General features: G+C 50.7%; 19 protein-coding genes. 11 read left to right on the top strand and 8 right to left on the bottom strand.

Features of this window, described 5'->3' with window-relative positions; all coding sequences use genetic code 11:
* Positions 1-23 precede the first annotated feature (23 nt).
* The 11 genes from ACO0LL_RS00190 to ACO0LL_RS00140 all read left to right on the top strand — a co-directional run bounded on the left by ACO0LL_RS00190 (position 24) and on the right by ACO0LL_RS00140 (position 14,976).
* The gene (locus ACO0LL_RS00190) at positions 24-677 is read left to right on the top strand and encodes a type 4a pilus biogenesis protein PilO (RefSeq protein ID WP_422948903.1); all 654 of its coding nucleotides are present in this window, start codon (positions 24-26) and stop codon (positions 675-677) included.
* A complete protein-coding gene (locus ACO0LL_RS00185) occupies positions 674-1,213 on the top strand; it encodes a pilus assembly protein PilP (RefSeq protein ID WP_422948902.1) in 540 nt (179 codons plus the stop codon). The genes ACO0LL_RS00190 and ACO0LL_RS00185 overlap by 4 nt, the downstream gene beginning before the upstream one ends.
* Positions 1,210-3,360: a type IV pilus secretin PilQ gene (gene pilQ / locus ACO0LL_RS00180; protein WP_422948901.1), complete on the top strand. Its 2,151-nt coding sequence runs from the start codon at positions 1,210-1,212 to the stop codon at positions 3,358-3,360. The genes ACO0LL_RS00185 and pilQ overlap by 4 nt, the downstream gene beginning before the upstream one ends.
* Before the next feature lie 73 nt (positions 3,361-3,433).
* Positions 3,434-5,809: a beta strand repeat-containing protein gene (locus ACO0LL_RS00175; RefSeq protein WP_422948900.1), complete on the top strand. Its 2,376-nt coding sequence runs from the start codon at positions 3,434-3,436 to the stop codon at positions 5,807-5,809.
* A gap of 158 nt (positions 5,810-5,967) precedes the next feature.
* On the top strand, positions 5,968-7,623 hold the full coding sequence (aroKB, locus tag ACO0LL_RS00170; RefSeq protein ID WP_422949318.1) for a bifunctional shikimate kinase/3-dehydroquinate synthase AroKB: 1,656 nt from the start codon (positions 5,968-5,970) through the stop codon (positions 7,621-7,623).
* A 19-nt stretch (positions 7,624-7,642) separates the two neighbouring features.
* Positions 7,643-8,791, top strand: coding sequence for a deoxyguanosinetriphosphate triphosphohydrolase (locus ACO0LL_RS00165; protein WP_422948899.1), 1,149 nt, complete (start codon positions 7,643-7,645; stop codon positions 8,789-8,791).
* A gap of 152 nt (positions 8,792-8,943) precedes the next feature.
* The gene (locus ACO0LL_RS00160) at positions 8,944-9,636 is read left to right on the top strand and encodes a DUF4197 domain-containing protein (protein ID WP_422949317.1); all 693 of its coding nucleotides are present in this window, start codon (positions 8,944-8,946) and stop codon (positions 9,634-9,636) included.
* A gap of 435 nt (positions 9,637-10,071) precedes the next feature.
* The gene (locus ACO0LL_RS00155; protein WP_422948898.1) at positions 10,072-11,229 is read left to right on the top strand and encodes an ABC transporter substrate-binding protein; all 1,158 of its coding nucleotides are present in this window, start codon (positions 10,072-10,074) and stop codon (positions 11,227-11,229) included.
* Between the two features lie 158 nt (positions 11,230-11,387).
* Entirely contained in the window at positions 11,388-12,278 is an 891-nt protein-coding gene (locus ACO0LL_RS00150) for a branched-chain amino acid ABC transporter permease (protein ID WP_110256242.1), read from the top strand.
* A 9-nt stretch (positions 12,279-12,287) separates the two neighbouring features.
* Complete coding sequence (locus ACO0LL_RS00145; protein WP_422948897.1) at positions 12,288-14,237, top strand: ABC transporter permease subunit; 1,950 nt, start codon at positions 12,288-12,290, stop codon at positions 14,235-14,237.
* A 10-nt stretch (positions 14,238-14,247) separates the two neighbouring features.
* The gene (locus tag ACO0LL_RS00140) at positions 14,248-14,976 is read left to right on the top strand and encodes an ABC transporter ATP-binding protein (protein WP_162039592.1); all 729 of its coding nucleotides are present in this window, start codon (positions 14,248-14,250) and stop codon (positions 14,974-14,976) included.
* 581 nt (positions 14,977-15,557) lie between these two features.
* Here the strand turns inward: ACO0LL_RS00140 and ACO0LL_RS00135 are convergent.
* The 8 genes from ACO0LL_RS00135 to ACO0LL_RS00100 form a co-directional block, all read right to left on the bottom strand.
* The gene (locus ACO0LL_RS00135; RefSeq protein ID WP_422948896.1) at positions 15,558-16,652 is read right to left on the bottom strand and encodes an enoyl-CoA hydratase/isomerase family protein; all 1,095 of its coding nucleotides are present in this window, start codon (positions 16,650-16,652) and stop codon (positions 15,558-15,560) included.
* A 625-nt stretch (positions 16,653-17,277) separates the two neighbouring features.
* On the bottom strand, positions 17,278-17,625 hold the full coding sequence (gene hpf / locus ACO0LL_RS00130) for a ribosome hibernation-promoting factor, HPF/YfiA family (RefSeq protein ID WP_422948895.1): 348 nt from the start codon (positions 17,623-17,625) through the stop codon (positions 17,278-17,280).
* Between the two features lie 107 nt (positions 17,626-17,732).
* On the bottom strand, positions 17,733-19,223 hold the full coding sequence (locus ACO0LL_RS00125; protein WP_422948894.1) for an RNA polymerase factor sigma-54: 1,491 nt from the start codon (positions 19,221-19,223) through the stop codon (positions 17,733-17,735).
* A gap of 11 nt (positions 19,224-19,234) precedes the next feature.
* The gene (gene lptB / locus ACO0LL_RS00120; protein WP_162039597.1) at positions 19,235-19,990 is read right to left on the bottom strand and encodes an LPS export ABC transporter ATP-binding protein; all 756 of its coding nucleotides are present in this window, start codon (positions 19,988-19,990) and stop codon (positions 19,235-19,237) included.
* A 1-nt stretch (position 19,991) separates the two neighbouring features.
* Entirely contained in the window at positions 19,992-20,555 is a 564-nt protein-coding gene (locus ACO0LL_RS00115; RefSeq protein ID WP_162057449.1) for an LptA/OstA family protein, read from the bottom strand.
* 20 nt (positions 20,556-20,575) lie between these two features.
* On the bottom strand, positions 20,576-21,220 hold the full coding sequence (gene lptC, locus ACO0LL_RS00110; protein WP_422948893.1) for an LPS export ABC transporter periplasmic protein LptC: 645 nt from the start codon (positions 21,218-21,220) through the stop codon (positions 20,576-20,578).
* Positions 21,217-21,750: a KdsC family phosphatase gene (locus ACO0LL_RS00105; RefSeq protein ID WP_422948892.1), complete on the bottom strand. Its 534-nt coding sequence runs from the start codon at positions 21,748-21,750 to the stop codon at positions 21,217-21,219. Before ACO0LL_RS00105 ends, lptC begins: the two co-directional genes overlap by 4 nt.
* Positions 21,750-22,790 (bottom strand): KpsF/GutQ family sugar-phosphate isomerase, encoded by a 1,041-nt coding sequence (locus ACO0LL_RS00100; protein WP_422948891.1) that lies wholly within the window; start codon positions 22,788-22,790, stop codon positions 21,750-21,752. The genes ACO0LL_RS00105 and ACO0LL_RS00100 overlap by 1 nt, the downstream gene beginning before the upstream one ends.
* Between the last annotated feature and the right edge of the window lie 7 nt (positions 22,791-22,797).

Below are 22,797 nucleotides of genomic sequence, written 5' to 3'. Positions count from 1 at the left end.
TGCAATGCAACGGAAGATTGTAAATGGCGATTAATCTGAATGAAGTTGGCCAGTCTTTAAGCGCCCAATTTCAAGGCTTGAATGGACTGCACCCTGGCTTGTGGCCAGTTGCGCCCCGCATGGCGTCTGCTTTGGGCGTCTTGATTGTGGTGGTTGCACTGGGTTGGTATGGTCAATGGGATGGCCAGATGACGGCCATAGAAACAGGTCAGGCTGAAGAGGTCAAACTCCGGGGCGAATACAAACAAAAGCTGCAGCAGGCGATTAATCTGGACGCCCTGAAAGAGCAACGCAAGCTGGTGCAACAATATGTTGCTACTATGGAGAAGCAATTGCCTAGCCAGGCAGAAATGGCGGCTTTGCTGGCCGATATCAATCAGGCTGGTCAGGGTCGTGGATTGGCGTTTGACTCTTTTGTACCGGGTTTGCCAGCAGTTAAAGATTATTATGCAGAGTTGCCGATTGCCATCAAGATTCAGGGCAATTATCACGACCTCGGACAATTTGTCGCAGACATCGCGAAATTGCCAAGGATTGTTACCTTGAATAATTTGAATATTACCCGTGCTACGGATGGCAACCTGATACTTGATGTGACAGCCAAGACATTCCGCTATTTGAACAGAGATGAAGTTCTTGATCAGGCTGAGAAGAAGAAGAAGGAGCCTAAAAAATGAAGAACATCGTCATTAAGCCGACGCTTTGTTTATTCCTGGCGCTTTCCTTATCTGCTTGCGGCGATAGCCAGGAAACAGAATTGCGTGCCTGGATGGCCGCAGAGAAAAGCCAGGCAAAAGCAGTGATTCCCAAAATCAGTCCCCCCAAAGTTTACGTACCGTTTGCTTATGGTGGTAAAGAGAGTACAGAACCATTTGATCCCGCCAAATTACTTTTGGTGCTTGCACGTCTGAAGGCAGAGTCCAGCAATGGTCTCAAACCTGACCTGACCAGACCAAGGGAGGCGCTGGAGTCGTTTCCCATGGATAGTCTCAAGATGGTGGGCACGATAGAAAAAAACAAGCTGGTTTATGCCCTCGTACAAGTAGATAAGACTGTGTATCAAGCCAAACTCGGATCCTATCTGGGTCAGAATTTTGGCATGGTTACAAAAATTTCGGAGAATGAAATCGAAATCAAGGAAACAGTTCAGGATGCTGCGGGTGATTGGACAGAGCGGCAATCCAAGTTAGAGTTGCAGGAGGCAAAGAAATGAATGCGTTGATAAATACAAGTATAAGGGGCGCCAAATTGGTTAAATTTATTTTATTTGCGCTGCTTGGTTTTTGCAGTGCTGCGTTTGCGCAGACAAACTCGATAGAGTCACTGACAGCCAATCAGCAGGGTGCAAACATTATCGTCAAGATCACCCTGAAAAAACCATTGGAAAAACTTCCTTTGGGTTTTGCTATTGCCAATCCATCCCGTATCGCCATCGATTTCGCAGATGTCAGCAATAACACTGGCAAAACTACATTCGATATGAACATGGGTGATTTGCGGGTGATTAACCTGATTGAAGCAACCGGACGTTCGCGCCTGATTTTCAATCTCAACAAATCCTTGAATTACGCAACAGCAATCGATGGCAACTCACTCATTGTCACGATTGATGCTTCTGGTGGTGTTGCAACTGCAGTTAATTCCCAGGGCTTGCCAGTCAATGTGCAACCAGCAGTTGTTGGAAAGCGCGCCTTGCGTGATATTGATTTCCGTCGTGGTGCTGCAGGTGAAGGTCGTGTAGTCATCGATTTGCCGCTGGATCAGGTTGCCGTCGATATCCGTCAGCAAGGACAAAAAATTGTTGTTGATTTCCTCAAGGTCAGTTTGCCTGAATCCCTGCGCCGCCGTCTCGACGTGGCCGACTATGGTTCTCCAGTGCAATTGATTACAACGACCCCAAGCGGTGAAAATGTCCGCATGGTGATTGAGCCTACCGGATTGTGGGAGCACAGTGCTTATCAAAGCGATACTCAGTTTGTGATTGAAGTCAAACCTATCAAGGAAGACCCAAACAAATTGACGCAAGGTACCCAGGGTTACCGTGGTGAGCGCTTGTCCTTCAATTTCCAGAATATTGAAATCCGTGCCATTTTGCAAATCATTGCAGAAGTCAGCAGCCTCAATATTATTGCCAGTGATACTGTGAATGGAACGATCACCTTGCGCCTGAAAGACGTGCCATGGGATCAGGCACTCGATATCATCATGCAGTCCAAGGGACTGGATATGCGCAAAAATGGTTCTGTGATCTGGATCGCGCCAAAAGAAGAGTTATTGACCAAAGAAAAACTTGAACTTGAGCAAAAAGCGCAGATCGCTGAACTGGAACCCGTAAAAACCGAATCTTTCCAGCTCAATTATCAAAAGGTCGAAGCATTTAAACAGGTTTTTGGTGTTGATGGTGCAAGTACAAACCGCATACTTTCCAAGCGTGGTAGTGCAGTCATTGAGCCTCGTACCAATCAATTGTTTGTTACCGATATTCCTTCCAAACTGGAAGAAGTGCGCAAGCTGATCGCTAAAACCGATATCGCTTCAAGACAGGTATTGATAGAGGCACGTATAGTCGAGGCCGATGATAAATTCAGTAAAAATCTCGGTGCCAAACTGGGCTTTGCTGACTTGCGTGGTATTGCCGGTGGTAACACTGGTTACCAAGTGGCAGGAAATCAAAGGGTAGCATTGACAGGTAATTATCTTGGTGTCGGTGAGCAAACTGGCCAGGCAAAGATTACTGAACAAAGTTTTATTCCTAATACCCAATTCGTCAGCTTGCCTGCTTCTGGCATTAATGGTTTGAATCCGGGAAGTTTGGCCGTCAGTTTGTTCTCATCAGCTGCCAATCGCTTCCTGAATCTGGAATTGTCAGCGCTGGAAGCCGATGGCAAGGGTAAAATAGTGTCAAGTCCACGCGTTGTGACGGCTGACCAGTTGAAAGCATCGATAGAGCAAGGTACAGAATTGCCATATCAAGTGGCTACTTCCAGCGGCGCTACTTCTATCTTCTTCCGTAAGGCAACATTGCGACTGGAAGTGACTCCGCAAATTACGCCTGATGGGAATGTTATCCTGGATGTTGATGTTCATAAAGATAGTGTTGGCCAGGAAACCAGGGCCGGTTTTGCGATTGATACCAAAGAGGTGAAAACCATCGTTCTGGTAGAAAATGGCGGCACGGTAGTCCTCGGTGGTATCTTCCAGCAAACTGAGCGTGATAGTGTGACAAAAGTACCGTTCTTTGGCGATCTTCCATTGTTTGGCAATTTGTTTAAAACCACTGGCCGCACGAATGACAAAACTGAATTGCTGATTTTTATTACTCCCAAAATTGTTGCTGAGAAATTTAGCAACAAACAATAAAGAGTTCTGGGCTTGTGATGTGTGTCATAGAATGGCAACCGATTTTCTGAATTCGTAAAAATATAGGTGTTTCATGATGAAGTATATACGCGGTTTATTCGCACTGATCTTACTGATAGGCCTCACGGCCTGTGGCGGTGGAGGTGGCTCTGCTGGTAATACCAGTAATGGTGCCAGGTTGTTCACTACAGCACCTGACACAGTTACCGTGAGTCCCGGTGCTACGCAAACCTTTACCGTAGGTGGCGGTGTACCTGCCTATTCTGCCAGCAGCAGCAATGGCGCTGCCATAGTGTCGCTAACCGGTAACACTCTCACTATCAAGGGCGGCGGCGGCGGTTCAGCAATAGTTACAGTCAAGGACGCTGCAGGTGTTACCGTCACCATCAGCGTGACTATCGGTTCAGGGTTGGACCTGTTCACGACTGCGCCAGATGCTGTAACTGTTGCAGTGGGCGGACAATCAGCTGAATACACCATAGGCGGCGGCACCCAGGTCTATGACGTAGCGTCCAGTGACAATTCCATTGCCAATGTGGTTTTTGCCGGCAATCGTTTCATCATTGTTGGTGTGACAGGTGGTAAGGCAGACGTCACTGTGCGTGACTCCATCGGTGGCAAAGTATTGATCAAAGTTACCGTAGGCTCGGTTGATGCACTGTTCTCTACCGCAGGTAATGACATCAACGTTGGCGTCAATGCCGCTGTTACTTACACGGTAGGTGGTGGTAATGGTCCGTACAGTGTGGGCAGCAGCAACACCGCGGTTGCAACAGCAAATATCTCTGGTTCCAAACTGACGGTGACTGGTGTAGGTGTAGGTACGGCCAACATTATTCTCCGCGATGCGACTATTGGTAACGTCACCATCAAGGTCACGGTGGGCTCAACAGCCGACCTGTTCACTTCAGCACCTGCATTGCTGACTGTTGGCATTGGTACATCCAGCCCGACATTCACTATTGGTGGTGGTAGCCAGGTCTACACGGTTACCAGTGGCAATACCCAGATCGCTAGTGTCGGTATTAATGGAAATAAATTTACCATCAACGGTGTTTCTGCCGGTGACACAACAGTCATAGTCAAAGATAGTCTGGGTCACAATGTAACAATTGGCGTTACCGTTGGTTCCGGCGCTAAGTTCTATACGACTGCTCCTAGTGATGTTACCCTGACTGCGAATGGCACTGGTACTTATGTCATTGGTGGTGGTACCGCCCCTTACACGGCCACGAGCAGCAATACCTCGGTTGTTACTGCTTCGGCTTCGGGAAATACTCTGACATTGACTGGCGTTGGATCAGGTAAGGCTGTAGTTATATTGCGTGATGCGGCTGGTGCAACACTCCCAATCAATGTTACTTTGGGTTCAGGCAACGTCAACGCCGTTTTCACAACTGCGCCTAGCGCAGTGACGATCGCTGTCGGTGCCAGCCCTGCTTATCAAATTGGTGGTGGTTCTGCGCCATATTCGATCAGTAGTAGCAATATTGCGATTGCAACGGCCACGCTTACTGGCTCTAACTTCACAATTACCGGCGTAGCAACTGGTACTGCAAATATCATCGTAAAAGATGCTGCTGGTACCCCTGTCACGATTGTTGTGAGTGTTGGTACAGGTGCAACCGTTGCGCTGTACACATCCGCACCATCTACTGTGACGCTTGCACCTGGCGCTTCACCGACTTATCTTGTTGGTGGCGGTACCGCACCTTATGCCGTGACCAGCAGTAACACCACGGTCGTGACAGCAAGCATTGCTGGCGGTACCATGACAATTACTGGTGTCGCTGCCGGTACTGCAACGGTGAGATTGGTGGATAGTGCTGGTACACCAATCACCTTCACTGTCAACGTTGTATCAGGTACAAACACTGCGCTTTCCGTTGCTCCGTTATCGATTAGTGGCTATGTTGGAGACGTAGTTAACATTCGTATCGATGGTGGTAGTGCTCCATACACTATTACTTCCAGTGTTCCGTTGACTGCCACTGTCACATCCGGTTCAACCCTGGGTGCTGCGGGTTCTATTTCTGTCTTGATGGCAAGGATTGGTACAGCCAATATTATTGTGACGGATGCTCAAGGTACCGTTTCATCTGTTGGGATTACGGTTATTGCTGCGCCGGGTGGATTAACTCTGAGCCCAGCAGTGTGGACTATTAACGAAACAAATAATTCAACTATCCCATTGACTATTTCAGGTGGTGCAGTTCCTTACCAAGTGTTTACAAGTAATACTGTTTTGAGCAGTGTTGCAGGTACATCTCCTGATGCTTTGAATCCGTTGACCTTCACTGGCACTACTGTGAACGTCAGTGTGGGAACTCAGGGTACACGTTGCGTGGTTACTGATACTCCGGTGACTATTACTGTCAAAGACAGCCGTAATGTAACGACTACCAGTACCATGACTATCAAGGACTTGAATGGTGGTGCTGGCTGTTAATATAGGCTGACAGGCCTGCATGAAGCGGAAAATTTCTACAAAATAGCTGTTTGTTTGCTTCTAACTGGTAATATTCCCCTGGGCATGAAAGCCCGGGGAAGTCAGCAAAAGTCATAGCCAGGTAAACAGTTTTGAAGAACATTTTTCTCGTAGGCCTGATGGGCTCCGGCAAAACCACGGTTGGCCGGGCCCTGGCAAAAAAACTCAATAAGCGTTTTATTGATTCTGATCACGAAATTGAGGCACGTACTGGTGTCTCGATTCCCGTGATTTTTGAGATTGAAGGCGAGGCTAGTTTTCGACAGCGGGAAGCGGATGTGATCCGTGACTTGACTGGGCAAGAAAATATAGTCCTGGCTACAGGTGGTGGTGCCGTGTTGAATGCAGAGAGTCGTCAATATCTGCATGAACGCGGCATTGTCATTTATTTGCGGGCGGGTATACACAGTATTTTGCAACGTACCCGTCACGACAAGAACCGTCCCCTTTTGCGCACTGCAGACCCGCGCAAAAAACTCGAAGAGCTGGAATCCCAGCGAGCTCCCCTCTATCAGGAAGTTGCCCACATCAGCATTGAGACCGGCAGGCCCAATGTACAATTTTTGGTGCAAACCGTCCTGGACAAATTAGCGCAGGAAAAATTATTCGATATTCCTGAAGCCTTACTCAGCAATCACAAAACAACTATGTCAGCAGAAAGCACCGCCAGCAGCAGTAGTACAAGTACCAATACCACGCTCCTGAATGTGGATCTGGGTGAGCGCAGTTACCCAATTGCCATAGGCACTTCACTGTTGACCGATAGCCAGTTCCTGCAGTCGAAAATCAAGGGCAAGAAAACTGTCATCGTCACCAATACCGTTGTTGCCCCTCTTTATCTTGCCACGCTGGAAGCCTCTCTGCGCGCCGCTGGCAAGGAAGTACTGTCCGTGGTATTGCCTGATGGTGAAGAGCAAAAGAACTGGGCCAGCCTGATGCTGATTTTTGATGCCCTGCTCGAACATAAATGCGATAGAAAAACCACTTTGCTGGCACTCGGCGGTGGTGTCATCGGCGACATGACAGGCTTTGCCGCCTCTGCTTACATGCGCGGCGTGCCTTTTGTGCAAATCCCGACGACCTTGTTATCGCAGGTCGATTCATCCGTGGGTGGCAAGACCGGTATCAACCACCCCCTGGGCAAGAACATGATAGGGGCGTTTTACCAGCCCGAGGCCGTGATCGCTGACATAGGCAGCCTGCAAAGCTTGCCCGACAATGAACTCTCCGCAGGCTTGGCCGAAGTCATCAAACATGGTGCGATCATTGATCCAGTGTTTTTCGACTGGATAGAAACCAATATGTCTGCCTTGCGCGCCAAAGACCCCAAGGCACTCACGCATGCGATTTTGCGTTCCTGCGAAATCAAGGCCGATATCGTGCGCCAGGATGAGCGCGAAGGTGGTTTGCGTGCCATCCTGAATTTTGGCCATACCTTTGGCCATGCGATTGAATCTGGCCTGGGCTACGGCAAATGGCTGCATGGCGAAGCAGTAGGCTGTGGCATGGTCATGGCCGCTGATTTATCTTGCCGCCTGGGCTATATCGACTACGTGACCAAAACCCGTATCAAGCAGGTAGTAGAAGCAGCAGGCCTGCCAGGCGTAGCACCAGACCTTGGTGAAGACCGCTGGCTGGAACTCATGGAAGTCGACAAGAAAAATGAAGGCGGCAAAATCAAGTTCATCCTGCTGAAACCTTTGGGCAAGGCGCATATCACTACCGTGCCCAAAGAAATTTTGCTCGAAACCCTGCGTAGCTGCATTACCAGTTAAGCATCATCAATTAACAAGCATGTTCACAGACGCCCACCTCGCCCCCTATGCTGCACAATCTGCCAGTTCGCGAGGGCGGCGTTACAATGAAGAATCTTCTTCCTCACGCAGTGAATACCAGCGCGACCGTGACCGCATCATCCACAGCACAGCTTTCCGCCGTCTCGAATACAAGACCCAGGTCTTCGTCAATCATGAGGGCGATTTATTCCGTAATCGCCTCACGCATAGCCTGGAAGTAGCCCAGATAGGCCGCTCTATCGCCCGCAACCTGCGCCTGAATGAAGATTTGGTTGAGGCTATCTCGCTGGCGCATGATCTTGGCCATACTCCATTTGGACACGCAGGTCAGGATGCCCTGAATGCCTGCATGAAGCCCTTTGGCGGCTTTGAACATAATCTGCAAAGCCTGCGTGTGGTCGATGAACTCGAAGAGCGCTATGGTGCTTTTGACGGCCTCAACCTGACGTATGAAACCCGCGAAGGCATACTCAAGCACTGCTCCATCAACAATGCCAGATTGCTGGGCGATGTAGGGCAACGCTTTATCGATAAAAAACGTCCGTCGCTGGAGGCGCAAGTCACCAACCTGGCAGATTCCATCGCTTACAATAATCATGATATCGATGATGGCTTGCGCTCCGGGCTATTACTGGAATCGCAGATGCTCGAGGTGGATATCTACGCGCGCCACCGGGCAATTGTCGATGCCACTTATCCCGGCATCAGTGGCCGCCGTGGCATCGCCGAGACCATACGCCGCATGATCAATACCCTCATTGTCGATTTGATTGAGACATCGGCACAGAAAATCCAGGATTGTCAGCCACGCTCCGTCGATGACGTGCGCAATATGGAAAGAATGATTGCCTTTTCAGACAACATGTACCAGGAAGCGCAAACCCTGAAGCAGTTTTTGTTTGAAAATCTGTACCGCCATTACCAGGTCAACCGCATGACCTTCAAGGCCAGGCGTACCATCACCGGATTATTTGATGCCCTGCATGCTCAGCCCAACCTGCTGCCGCCAGATTATCAGGTAAGCCAGGCAGGCAGCGAAGAGCAGCAGCAATTGCAAGTCAGAAAAATAGCCGACTACATCGCTGGCATGACAGACCGCTATGCCATGCGTGAACACAGACGCTTATACATGGTGGATGAAGTTTAGCGATCATTGAAAACTGGCTTTGCGGTCATCTGCAGTTGCCGGACATTTCTCTCCCTGTTTTGTCTTTACATAATTTGTACTTTCAAACTCTGGATATAGACTGTACTTTGTATAGAATACCAAGTCTTTACCAGGAGGAAACCGTGCCATCCATGTCAACAGTATTTACCCGCCTGCTGCTTGCCAGCAGCTTTGTTATCGCCACCACAGCAGCAAACGCCATGTCGTTCGCTGACCTGAGCAACCAGGATGCCAGCACAGGCCTGAAAGCCGCACTGGATAAAGGCTCATCCGCTGCAGTCAGCAAGCTTGGCGTCGATGGTGGCTTCCTGAATAATGACAAGGTCAAGATACAACTGCCATCCATCCTCGAAAAAGCCCGCCCTATCCTGCAAATGACAGGCAAGGGCCAGCAGCTTGATGAACTGGTTGTCTCCATGAACCGCGCCGCAGAATCTGCCGTGCCCATGGCCAAACCTTTGCTCGTGAATGCGGTCAAATCCATGAGCCTGACGGATGCCAAAAATATCCTGACTGGCGGTGAAACTTCAGTCACAGATTTCTTCAGGGAAAAAACTTCTGCACCCTTAAGCGAAAAATTTCTGCCCATGGTCAAAGGCGTGACTGACAAGGCAGGCTTGTCGGCAAAATACAATGCCGTCATGGGCCAGGCACAAAAATTTGGCGCAGTCGCCAAACAAGAGGCAACAGTAGAAGGCTATGTCACCCAAAAAGCCATGGACGCCCTGTTCCTCATGATCGCCGAAGAAGAAAAGTCCATACGCCAGGACCCGTTGGGCGCTGGTAGCAAGGCCATCAGCAAAGTATTCAGCCTGTTGAAATAAGCTTCAGCTTCCTATAAATGCAGCACGACAGGGCAGCAAAACTGTCTTGTCCGCGCACCTGAAACCGGGTGCCTGATGCGTACGGTATTCTTTTCTGATGAAAATTTTGCGGCTTTTTTGCAGCACTCCATTCTCATCAATAAATTTTTTAATGCCAGTGACATGAAAATCTTTCATCGAAAGCTTGAAAGAGTTTCTTTCTGTAACAAACTTCTGCACCATTTTGCTGCATCTGGCACACAATTCCCTGGCTAAAGCCTTGCTGCATAAGGCTTTGCCCCCTCCGAGCGTCCCGCATTATTCTTCGCCCCGCATTTTTGCGTAGTTTTACTTAAGTAGAATGGAGCCTGAGATTTTTTCGATTTCCTGTTAATTTATCGTGGTAATTCATAAATTCATTTTTGAAGTACTTACATAAAAAATCAGGAGACAAACATGTCATACAAAGTTAAAGCCCTAGTCGCGTCTATTGTTATGGGTCTGGCTGCTGCAAGCAATGCAGCAGACCCTATCAAAATCGGTGTTGCCGGCCCTTTCACCGGTGGTTCAGCCCCTATGGGCGTATCCATGCGTGATGGCGTCAAACTCGCCGTCAGTGAGATCAATGCCAAAGGCGGCGTGTTGGGCAGACAGTTGCAACTGGTAGAACGTGATGACGAAGCCAAAAATGAACGCGGTGTGCAGGTCGCGCAAGAGCTCATCAACAAAGAAAAAGTGGTTGCTACCGTCGGTTATATCAATACCGGCGTGGCACTGGCATCCCAGCGGTTTTATCAGGAAGCCAAAATCCCCGTCATCAACAATGTGGCGACAGGCAGCGTGATCACCAAGCAGTTCGTTGGTCCTGAACACAAAGATAACTACATCTTCCGTACGGCAGCAAATGACGTCATCCAGTCTGCGATGATCGTGGATGAAGCTGTGGTCAAGAACAAATTCACCAAGGTCGCCATCCTGGCTGACTCAACCAACTATGGTCAACTGGGTCGTGAAGATCTGGAAAAAACCCTGGGTGTCAAAGGCATCAAGCCAGTCGCTGTAGAAAAATTCAATATCAAGGATGTCGATATGACAGCCCAGTTGTTGAAAGCCAAGCAGGGCGGCGCACAAGCCGTGCTGACTTATGGCATCGGCCCAGAACTGGCACAAATCGCCAACGGTATGGAAAAACTGGGCTGGAAAGTACCTATCATCGGCAGCTGGACTTTGTCCATGGGTAATTTCCTCGACAACGCTGGCAAAAACGGTGATGGCGCAACCATGCCACAAACCTTCATCCAGGATCCAAACACACCAAAACGCAAAGCTTTTATCGAAGCCTATCAAAAGGCTTACAAGGTTGACCGTATGCCTTCCGCCGTCTCTGCCGCGCAGGGATATGACTCCATCTACCTGCTGGCTGCAGCCATCAAGCAAGCTGGTGGTACAGACGGCGTCAAAGTACGCGAAGCGCTGGAAAACCTGAGCGAAAAAGTGGAAGGCGTGATCACCACCTACAACAAGCCTTATTCGCATGACGATCATGAAGCCATCAAGCCTGGCATGCCTGTCATGGGCGAAGCCAAAGGCGGCCACATCGTCCAGGGTAAATAAAGACAGGGCGCTGCCTCAGCGCCTGGATTAGCCCTCAGCCCGGTCACCTGCACGCCGTATTGCGCAAGATGGCTGGGCTGTTATTCAGACAGACAGCTTCAAGGCGATCCAACATCGGGTGGATGGTCCTGGCAGGCTGCACTCCTTGGGTGAACAACATGGAAATTTTACTTCAGCTCGTCTTCAGCGGCATAGCCCTGGGGATGATTTATGCTGTCATCGCATTTGGCTATCAGCTCACATTTGCGACTTCAGGCACCTTGAACTTTGGCCAGGGTGAAGCCCTGATGCTGGGCGCCCTGGTCGGTCTCAGCGTGGTCGGCAATGTGCATGGCGGCCCGTATATGAATTATTGGCTGATGATACCGATAGTCCTGATCTTCGGCGGCCTGCAAGGCATGGTCGTTGAATGGATAGGCGTGCGCCCGGCCATCAAGATCAAATCAGAATTTGGCTGGATCATGTCCACCATCGCACTTGCCATCATCTTTAAAAACGTCGCAGAAAATATCTGGGGCAAGGATGATCTGACTTTCCCGTCCCCCTTGTCTGCTGCACCTTTTCAGGTGTTTGGCGCCAACGTGCAGGCCATGCAGGTTGTGGTCGTTATCGGCGCGCTGGCGATGATGCTGGCGGTGGAATTCTTCAACCGCAAATCCATTTACGGCAAAGCCGTTGTCGCCACATCGAATGACAGGGATGCGGCTGGCCTCATGGGTATCAATACCAGCATGGTTATCACTTTCTCATATGCGCTGTCTTCCGCCACTGCAGCCTTCGCAGGCGTACTGGTGGCACCACTGACTTTGACTGGCGCCACGATGGGATCGGCACTGGGTTTAAAAGCCTTTGCCGTGGCGATTATTGGTGGTCTGACTTCTGGCGTAGGCGCCATCGTCGGCGGCCTGATTCTGGGCATTGCTGAAACACTGACCGGCTTCTACATCTCCACAGGCTACAAAGAGGTACCGGGCCTGGTCCTGTTGTTACTGGTGCTGGCCGTCAAACCTGCCGGTTTGTTTGGCAAAGCCGCCATCAAGAAAGTGTGAGGCACAAGTATGAATAAGCAGACTCTCGCTCTTTCCGTCCTGGGTATAGGCGCACTGGCGCTGACACCCATAATAATGCATAACCCTTATTACCTGCATCTGGCAGAGACCATACTGATCTACGCCATCCTGCTGTTTGGCCTGGATATCGTGGTTGGTTACACGGGTCAGGTGTCACTCGGTCACGCCGGTTTGTTTGGCATAGGCTCGTATACAACGGGCGTGCTGGTGTTCAAGCTCGGCATGTCGGTGTTTGTCGCCATCCCCTGCAGTATCGCCGTCACGGCCGTATTTGGTGCCTTGCTGGCCCTGCCTGCACTGCGTGTGACCGGGCCTTACCTGGCCATGGTGACACTGGCCTTTGGTACCATCATCCAGATTCTCATCAATGAAATGAGTTTCCTGACCGAAGGGCCAATGGGTATCAAACTCACCAAGCCTGTGATCTTTGGGCAAAAACTCGGTGAAGTTGGTTTCTTTTATCTGGTTGCCATCATGCTGGTGCTGGCGCTGGTCGTGGTGCACCGTGTTTTACGCTCTCACTATGGCCGTGCTTTTCAGGCCTTGCGTGACAGCCCGATCGCGTCTGACTGCATGGGCGTGTCAGTTTACAAATACAAAGTCATCGCCTTTGTCATCAGTGCGGCACTGGCTGGTCTGGCAGGCAGCCTGTATGCCTATTCGGAGGAATATATTTCACCGAATACCTACAATTTTGAACTGACCATCATGTTCCTGCTGGCAGTCATCATGGGCGGGCGCAAGACCCGTACTGGTTCATTGCTGGGTGCTTTGATTGTCGTGATGTTGCCATCGCTGCTGGCTGATATAGAACTGTTCCGCAAGATTGCTACCGTCGCTGCAGTCATTGCCGTGATTGCCGGTGGTGCTGCCATCGCCAAGCAGCGCAAAACCGTCAGGGAACTCATCGTTCCTGTGGGCGCGACTGTCGCCATGGCCTTGTTCTCTTACAAACTGGAAAACATCACTGACTGGCGTCTGACCATCTTTGGTCTGATGACCTTGTTTGTCGTGTACTACCTGCAAGACGGCATCGTCGGCTTCGTCAACAGCTTGCTGGGCAAGGGGCAGCAGCATCTGGTCGTCAATGTAGAAAGCGCAGAGACCAATGCCAGCAACGCCATCGTCAACGCCAGCGATACCCGCGTTGGTGTGCTGCTGACAGGCCGGAAAATTCTCATGCAATTCGGTGGCTTGAAAGCGCTGAACCAGGTTGATCTGCAAATCAACAAAGGCACGGTACATGGTTTGATCGGCCCTAACGGTTCCGGTAAAAGTACCATGATGAATGTGCTGACCGGCATCTACCAGCCTACCGATGGTGTGGTGGAGTTTGGTGGTAAAGTCATCTCAGGCAGCACGCCATCTGCAATTGCTTTAGGTGGCGTGGCGCGTACTTTCCAGAACGTGCAATTGTTTGGGGAGATGACGGCAACAGAAAACATCCTGGTGGGCTTGCACAGTACCTTCCGTAGTAATGTCGGCGATGCCATGCTGCATACTCCGCGCTATCTGCGTGAGGAAAGGCTGGCAAGAGAACGTGCAGCCAGCATCCTGCAATTCGTCGGTCTGGCTGACCTGGCCAATGAAGAGGCGCGCAATCTGCCTTACGGCAAACAACGCCTGCTCGAAATTGGCCGCGCACTGGGTCTCAATCCACAACTGCTGTTGCTCGATGAACCTGCTGCTGGTTTGACAGCGCCCGACATCAAGGACCTGATCGCCATCATCCGCAAGATTCGTGAACATGGCATCACTATCATCCTCATTGAGCACCATATGGATGTGGTCATGTCGATTTGCGATACCGTGACTGTGCTAGATTTTGGTCAGAAAATTGCAGAGGGCAAACCCGCAGCAGTGCAGGCCGACCCCAAAGTGATAGAAGCCTATCTCGGTGGCAGCGTAGCTGATGCCGCTGAAGTTACCCCAGCCTGAGGAGAATGCAATGTTAACTATTTCAAATCTGCATGCAGCCTATGGCAAGGTTGAAGTCTTGCATGGTATTTCCATGGAAGTGCCTAAGGGTAAAGTCGTCACACTGATAGGTTCCAACGGCGCCGGCAAGACCACCACCATGCGCGCTATCTCCGGCATGTTGAAACCCAAAGAAGGTACAGTGACACTGGCCGGTAAAGATGTCACTGGCCTCGACTCACACAAGATCGCCAGGGCAGGTCTCGCACATTCACCAGAAGGGCGGCGTGTGTTTGCCACCATGTCGGTGACAGACAATCTCTTGCTCGGTGCCTTCCCGCGTTTCACCCGCAGCCGCCCGCGTGGCGACATAGAAAGCGATCTGCAAAAAGCCATGGAATTGTTCCCGCGTTTAAAAGAACGCAAGAATCAGCTCGCTGGCACCTTGTCTGGCGGTGAGCAGCAAATGCTGGCGATGGCGAGAGCAGTCATGCTCAATCCTGACGTGGTCTTGCTGGATGAACCCTCCATGGGCCTGGCACCGATATTGGTCGATGAAGTCTTTCGCATCATCGTACGTCTGAAAGAGCAGGGCACCACCATGCTGCTGGTGGAGCAGTTTGCAGCGGCTGCTTTAGCCGTGGCTGATTATGGTTATGTGCTGGAAAATGGTCGGATATCGGTACATGGTCCGGCGGCCAGTTTGCAGAATGATCCGGCGGTGAAGGCGGCTTATCTGGGTGGTGGTGCGCAGCATTAAATCTGTTTCAAGGCCTTTATAAATGCAATTATGGAAATGGGGAGCAAGCTCCCCATTTCTTATTTTTCTGTCGCAATGTATTTAAGGGATTAAGGTACATACAAGCTGCGTTGTCTTCAATGCCAGCACAATTTTATTGACGTCATTCCTGCGTGCTTTTTGGCAGGAATCTACCGGGCTGGCGCTCCAGCGGCGTTCGTTGTATGCTTTTGAGTATATTAATTTCAGATTTTTGTTGTTTTACATTTCTGATTTTAAATACCTGCACATGTAATTTATGATTGCCGGTCGGGGGTAGCCCGACAGCTACTCACTTTTCTTGTCTCGCCAAGAAAAGTAAGCCAAAGAAGGCGACCCAGGCGTAGCCGCCCCTAAAGGGGGTCCCGTTTGTGCAGTACAAAAAATGGGAAGATCCGAAACTCGCTCCGCTCAGACAGCGGCTCTTCTTAATCCATTTTCTGTACAGCACAAACGGCGGCTTCACATGGGAACTGCGGAAAATCAAAAACAACGTCATCGCGACCTTCGTGCAAATTTCGTGAGCTACGATTGATCAAAGCTTTGATCGGTCATTCTTGCAATTACCCTTCTAAATACCGCAAAGGATGCGCATGAGCAGGCCAGGCTTCTGCAAAGAATCCTGTGACTTGTTCTGCTGTCACTTCAGCCAATGTGGCAGGTGACCAGCGTGGCGCATTGTCTTTGTCTACCACCAGGGCGCGCACACCTTCCAGCACTTCACCATGCTTGAAGCAATGGCGTACCATATTTCTTTCCATACGCAGGCAGGCTGACACTGTCATGTCTTTGCTGCGGCGTAGTTGTTCCAGCGTGACTGACATCAGCAATGGCGAACGTTTTTGCATGGTGGCCAGTGTTTGCTGAGCGAATTCGCTGTTGTTTTGCTGTAGTTTTTCACAGATGGCAGTAACATTATTGCCCGCGAAGATGTCATTGATGGCCGCATGTTGAGTTGCCAGTTTGCTGGTATCCGGTTTCGCCTGGTCTGCAAAAGCTGCAGCGAAATCGCGTATCGCCAGGCGCAGGTCTGTGGCTGTGCTTTCAATGAGCAAATTCATCAGTGCAGGTATTTCTGCAGTAGGTATATAGACATCCGCCAGACCTGCATAGATGGCGTCGGCAGCGGTGATGATTTCGCCAGTCAGTCCCAGGTAAGTACCAATTTCCCCCTCAGTGCGCGACAGGAAATAACCACCGCCTACGTCAGGGAACAGGCCGATATTCACTTCCGGCATCGCCATCTTGGTACGCTCGGTGACGATGCGCAAACGGCAATCTTCACCTGCCTGCGCGATACCCATGCCACCGCCCATGACCACGCCATTCATCAGCGCGATATAGGGTTTCGGGTAGAAATGGATTAAATGATTTAAGGCATATTCTTCAGTGAAAAAATCTTCCAGCAGGGCAGAATCACCTTTGGGTGTGGCCGTGCCCACGTCATAGAAAAAACGAATATCTCCACCCGCGCAAAATGCCTTTTTGCTGCTGCTTTGAATAAACACCGCGCGCACACTCTGATCATCCTGCCAGGTCAGCAAGGTCGTCGTCAGCGCTCTTACCATATCGAGTGACAGCGAGTTCAATGCTTTGGGTCTGTCTAGGGTGATGTAGCCTATATTGTTCTTGACGGAGGTAAGTACAAATTCGCTCATGGTGGTTGACTATGCAGGTAAGGGATGAAGCTGCCATTTTAACTTTGTCGGGCTTGGGCGTCACGGGGTGTATATGTTTATGAGGAAATAGAGTAAGGGCGGCATGATCGTTGCCGTTGCTGTCGGGTTTGACTTTGGGGTTGCAGTTGTTTTTGATTTTCTGCAGTTCCCATGTGTAGCCGCCGTTTGTGCAGTACAGAAAATGGATTAAGAAGAGCCGCTGTCTGAGCGGAGCGAGTTTCGGATCTTCCCATTTTTTGTACTGCACAAACGGGTACCCCGAAGGGGCGGCTACGCCTGGGTCGCCTTTCTTTGAATACTTACTTTGGCGACGCAAAGAAAGTATTTCGGCTGCCGGGCCGAGACCCGGCTTGTGTCCACGAAGGGCAAACGTTTTCATAAAGGTGCGGTATGTAACAAGCGTTGCGGCATACCACGAAAGCCACTGGATTCCAGCTAAAAGCACGCTGGAATGACGTTAACATGTGTACGGATTGTCGCAAGGCAATTCAGTTAATGATTGATGTAAATTGTTAACCTCAAAACCATTAACCCAACAAAAAGGACGCCTTTTAGCGTCCTTGTTTTGGATGTCCGTAACCCTGTTCAGGTAAGGACTGGGGTCTTATGAAGCCGATGCCGGATCAGGTATGTGCTTGATGGCGTCGTGCTGATGGTCTTGCATTTTATCTTTATGCTTGATGACCTGGCGATCAAGTTTATCTACCAGTGCATCGATTGCTGCATACAGATCATGCGCCAGGCTTTCAACGTGAATATCTTTACCGCTGATATGCAAATTGATGTCGGCTTTGTGTCGTTTTTCCTTTTCCCGGAGCTTGTCCACCGTCAGGATGACGGCGATATCAATGACCTGGTCGAAATGCCGCCTGATACGTTCTAGTTTGGTATGTACATATTCACGAATTGCAGGAGTTACTTCGACGTGATGTCCACTGATGGTGAGATTCATACTGTGCTCCTATAGTGATGTTGCTTGCTATAACGATACGCTCTCAGCATTTATTTGCCTTGAGCTAAATCATATATAGCAATTCAAACCGTGATTACAAGGACTGCTTACAAAGATTTACGCAAACTGACTGGGGGGATTTTGAGGGCTTCACGGTATTTGGCAACTGTCCGTCGGGCAATTACCATGCCCTGTTCACCCAGCATGTCTGCAATTTTGCTATCAGAGAGTGGGCTTTTCTGGTCTTCTGCTCCTATCAACTGCTTGATGAGTGCACGTATCGCGGTGGAAGATGCTTCACCCCCTGTTTCCGTCGCGACATGGCTGCCGAAAAAGTACTTCAACTCAAACATGCCATGTGGGGTCAACATGTATTTTTGGGTTGTTACACGCGAGATAGTGCTCTCGTGTAATCCTAGTGTATCAGCAATTTCGCGCAAAACAAGGGGGCGCATTGCAACAGCACCGTGGGTGAAAAAATTGCGTTGCCTTTCGACTATGGCTTGTGCAACGCGCAATATAGTCTCAAAACGTTGCCGCATATTCTTGATCAGCCAGCGGGCTTCCTGCAATTGCGCGCCCATGCCAGCCTCGCCACGGTTTTGCTTCATGATGTTGGCATACATGCTGCTTACCCGCAGCCTGGGCATGACATCCTGATTCAACATGACTTGCCAGCCGTTGCCGGATTTTCTGACGATCACATCGGGTACGACATAGTCCGATTCATCGGCAGCAAAGGCCAGGCCAGGTCGTGGTTTGCACAGGCGGATGATAGTTTGTGCATCGCGCAAATCTTCATCATCGCAATCGAAGATTTTCTTGAGTTTGGTGAAATCTCTTTGGGCAAATAAAGCCAGTTGCGTTTCAACAATTTGCAATGCCAGCCTGCGTGTGACGAAAGCAACTTTTGGCAGACGCCTGATTTGCAAGGCCAGACATTCAGACGGGCTGCGCGCACCGACACCAGCCGGGTCAAAGCTTTGCAACATGTTCAGCGCAAACGCCAGCTCTTCTGGTTCTACGCACAGTTCCAGTGGCAAACTGGCATGTATTTCATCTAATGTTTCGGTCAGGTAACCGTTATTGTCGATCGCATCGATCATCAACTCGACCAGGGCACGGTCACGCGGTTCGCGCAGGTTAAGACGCATCTGTTCCTGCAAGTGCTCACGCAGGGTGATATGGGCTGCACCGAGCTGCGGGCGGCCATCTTCATCATCGCCAGATTTGCTGCCATGCTGTACATCATCAAAGCCCCAGTCTTCTTCGCTGGAAGTGGTGCTGTCATTGCTGATGACGGTTTCTGCATCAGCGGCAGCCGGTTCTGCTGACCTGTCACTGTCTTCTCTTGCTGCCGGTGCTTCCATGCCAGCATCTGCAGAAGTACTGCTGGTATTGATGGCACCGTCAGCCAGCAGGCGTACGGCGTGATCGAGGGGATCATCGACACGTTCCAGCATGGGGTTATCAGTCAGCAGCGTCTCCAGCTCCTGATGCAATTCCAAAGTGGATAACTGCAATAATCGTATTGATTGCTGCAATTGCGGCGTTAAGGCCAGATGTTGTGAGGTACGTAGTTGCAGGCTTTGTTTCATGATGATTCCCGTCACATCCGGAAGTGTTCTCCGAGATAAACGCGACGTACAGATTCATTTTGTATGATGTCGTCAGGCTTGCCGCTGGCAAGTACCGCGCCCTGGTTGATGATATAGGCGTGATCGCAGATGCCCAGGGTTTCGCGTACATTATGATCGGTAATCAGCACGCCTATGCCGCGTTCCTTGAGGAAGCGCACAATGCGTTGAATTTCGATGACGGCGATAGGATCAACACCGGCAAAGGGCTCATCCAGCAAGACAAAGCGTGGGTTGGTCGCCAGTGCGCGGGCAATTTCGACGCGGCGGCGTTCACCGCCTGACAGTGACAGGGCCTGGCTTTCACGTATTTTTTCTATCTGCAAATCTGCCAGCAGGGCATTGAGCCTTTGCTCAATTTTCTTGGCACCGAGATATTTGCCTTCGCTGTCTTTTTGCAATTCGAGTACGGCGCGGATATTGTCTTCTACTGTCAGCTTGCGAAATACCGAAGCTTCCTGTGGCAGGTAAGACAAACCCAGTACGGCACGTTCATGGATAGGTAGTTGCGAAATATTCACGTCATCAATCGTGATATCTCCAGCATCTGAAGGTACCAGGCCAACGATCATGTAAAACGAGGTGGTCTTGCCTGCGCCATTCGGCCCCAGCAAACCCACCACCTCACCGCTTTTCAATAGCAGTGAGACATCGCGCACGACCTGGCGCGCGCCATAGCGCTTTTGCAAGCCCTTGACAAGCAAGGTGCTGCTTGACTGTGCAGTCATCTTATTTAGCCTGTTTTTCTGGTTTTGGTTGCAAGGTGATGGTGATATTGCCTGAGCCATCTACATGCTGGCCACTGGTCGAATTCGTGCCAACAAAAACATCATTCTTGCTGTCATAAGACAGGTACTCACCTTCCTGTTCCTGGGTGACGCGTTTGCCTTCGAGGTAGCGTACCTTGGCCTTGGAAATGAATTTGACGATTTCTGTACTCTGGTTGTATTCAGCACGGTCAGCTTCTCCATCTACCCACAGATCAGGGCCACCATCGCGCTTCTGGCGGAAGGTGACTTTGCGGCCACTGCCACCTGTCAGAACAACAAACTGATCGCCATTCGGGGCTTCGGTCACGACAGCACTCTCAGAAGTGACGGTCAGGGTGCCGCGCACCAGAGACACGCCCTTGGATAATCTGCTGACGCTGGCTTTGCCATCACTGATGCCATAACCGGCTTTGATGATGGTTTCTTTATTACTGTCGGCTTTTTCTGCATTTGCAGAAACACAGGCCAGGCCCAGGCAGGCCAGGCTGATCAAGCGTGTGACGCTAAATGATGTTTTGATCATGTGCATATTCGCTTTCTTGCTTATTTATTCCCGGTTTTGGGAGCTGGTTCACGTTTCTTGAGTTGAATGTAAACCTTGCTCAGCAATTCCAGGCCTTGGGTTGAATTATTGGCAATCATGCCAGTTGCAGTTGAATGCAGTTTGCCGGTCGTAATTGAAACCGGTTTGTCGGTTTTAACGATATCGTCATCCGGCAGGAGCAAAAGATAATCAGACTCCACACGCACGAATTGTGAACTCAGGCCCTCGGGCCTTTCCATGCTGACATTGTCATACAGGTGAACCATGTCATGCTCACGCTTGGGCGTGGTCAGCGATGATTTTTGCGATACAACGGCGAGTTCAGCACGCAGGTGCAGCGGTGGCCTGTCCTTGTCAAAGCTGTTGATCTGCGGATGCTTGATTTCTATATTGTCGGTCCGTGGCAAATGCACCAGGCTGTCACCAGTGATATGGTAATTGGCCTTGCCATTGTTTGACAGCCGGATGAAATTGAATTTCTCGACATAGTAATCAGGCGCTGATCTGGCGGAAGTGCGGTTTTGCTCATCATCGGCATGGCGGCGTATGACTTCCATGACCCAGATCGTGCCCATGGTGATCACGCCCAGCAGGATCACGGCCAGCCAGATGCGGAAGCGGTCTATGGTCATTTGGGGTTTCATGTCAGATATGCTTGTAAAGCCTGTTCATATTTGCCCTGGGCACGCAGGATGAAGTCGCAGACTTCGCGCGCAGCACCCTGGCCGCCACTGACCCTGGTGATGTACTGAACACGTTGTTGTACTTCAGCATGGGCATTCGGTACGCTGGCTGCAAAGCCAACCCTGGTCAGTATCGGTAAATCAATCACGTCGTCACCGATAAAGCCGCAGTGTTCCACAGGGATATCCAGCTTCGCCAGCAGGTCAAGAAATGCACTCTTCTTGTCATGGATACCCTGGCTGACATGGCTGATGCCAAGATCAGCAGCACGCTTGCTGACGATGGCCGATTGCCGTGCGCTGATGATGGCCGTGATAATGCCAGCCTGCTGCAAGAGTTTGATACCCTGGCCATCCAGCACATTAAAGCATTTCATCATTTCGCCGTCTGGCCCAAAGTACAGGCTGCCGTCGGTCAGTATGCCATCGACATCAAAAATCATGAGCCGGACTTTGCTGGCTCTTTCTACAGAATCTACAGGATTATTCATCAGATCACCTTGGCCCTGGTCAGGTCATGGATATGCAAGGCACCCACCAGCTTGCCGCTGTCGTCAGCGACCAGCAACTGGTTGATGCGGTAAGTTTCCATGACTTCGACGGCTTCGACAGCCAATTGTTCCGGGCGTATGCGGCGCGGAGCGTGGTTCATGACATCGGCAATGCGCAACTGGGTGAAATCACGCGTGCCATCCATCAGACGGCGCAAGTCACCATCGGTGAAGATGCCCAATACCGTTTGATGTTCATCCACCACGGCGGTCATCGCCATGCCTTTTTTGGTAATTTCCAGCAGCGCAGTTTTCAGGCTGGTTTCTGGCCCCACCTGCGGGATGTCTCCATTGGTGCGCATGACATCCCTGACGTGCGTCAGCAGACGGCGACCGAGTGATCCGCCAGGGTGCGAGCGGGCAAAGTCTTCTTCGCGAAAACCGCGTGCATCCAGCACCGCCACCGCCAGCGCATCACCGAGTGCCAGCGTGACCGTGGTGCTGGCCGTTGGTGCCAGGTTCAGCGGGCAGGCTTCTTTGTCTACATGCAGGTTCAAATGAATATCAGCCAGTTTGCCCAGACTGGATTCCGGGTTGCCGGTCATGGCAATCAGTTTTACACCCAGACGCTTGATGATAGGCAGGATAGACATCAACTCAGATGCTTCGCCAGAATAAGAGATGGCGATAAACACATCCTGCGGTGTCACCATGCCCAGGTCCCCATGGGCAGCCTCAGCCGGATGGACAAAAAACGATGGGGTGCCGGTGGAGGCAAAGGTCGACGCAATCTTGCGCGCAATATGACCAGACTTGCCTATGCCAGAAACCACGACCCTACCGTGGCATGCCAACAACATGCTGACTGCCTGTGCGAATCCGGCAGCATCGCCATTGCCCAGGCGTTTTTGCAGGGCAAGCAGGGCGTCAGCCTCGATTTGCAGGGTCTCGCGAGCCAGTTTCAGGGCGCGTTGCGCTGCGACAGCCGGGTCTGTCGGTGCTTGTTGTTTAAAAGTTAAAGGTGCATTCAGTTCATTCATGCCAGAA

The organism is Undibacterium sp. TC4M20W, assembly GCF_049340245.1.
Taxonomy (GTDB): domain Bacteria; phylum Pseudomonadota; class Gammaproteobacteria; order Burkholderiales; family Burkholderiaceae_D; genus Undibacterium.
This window is presented reverse-complemented; position numbering and strand designations above follow the sequence as displayed.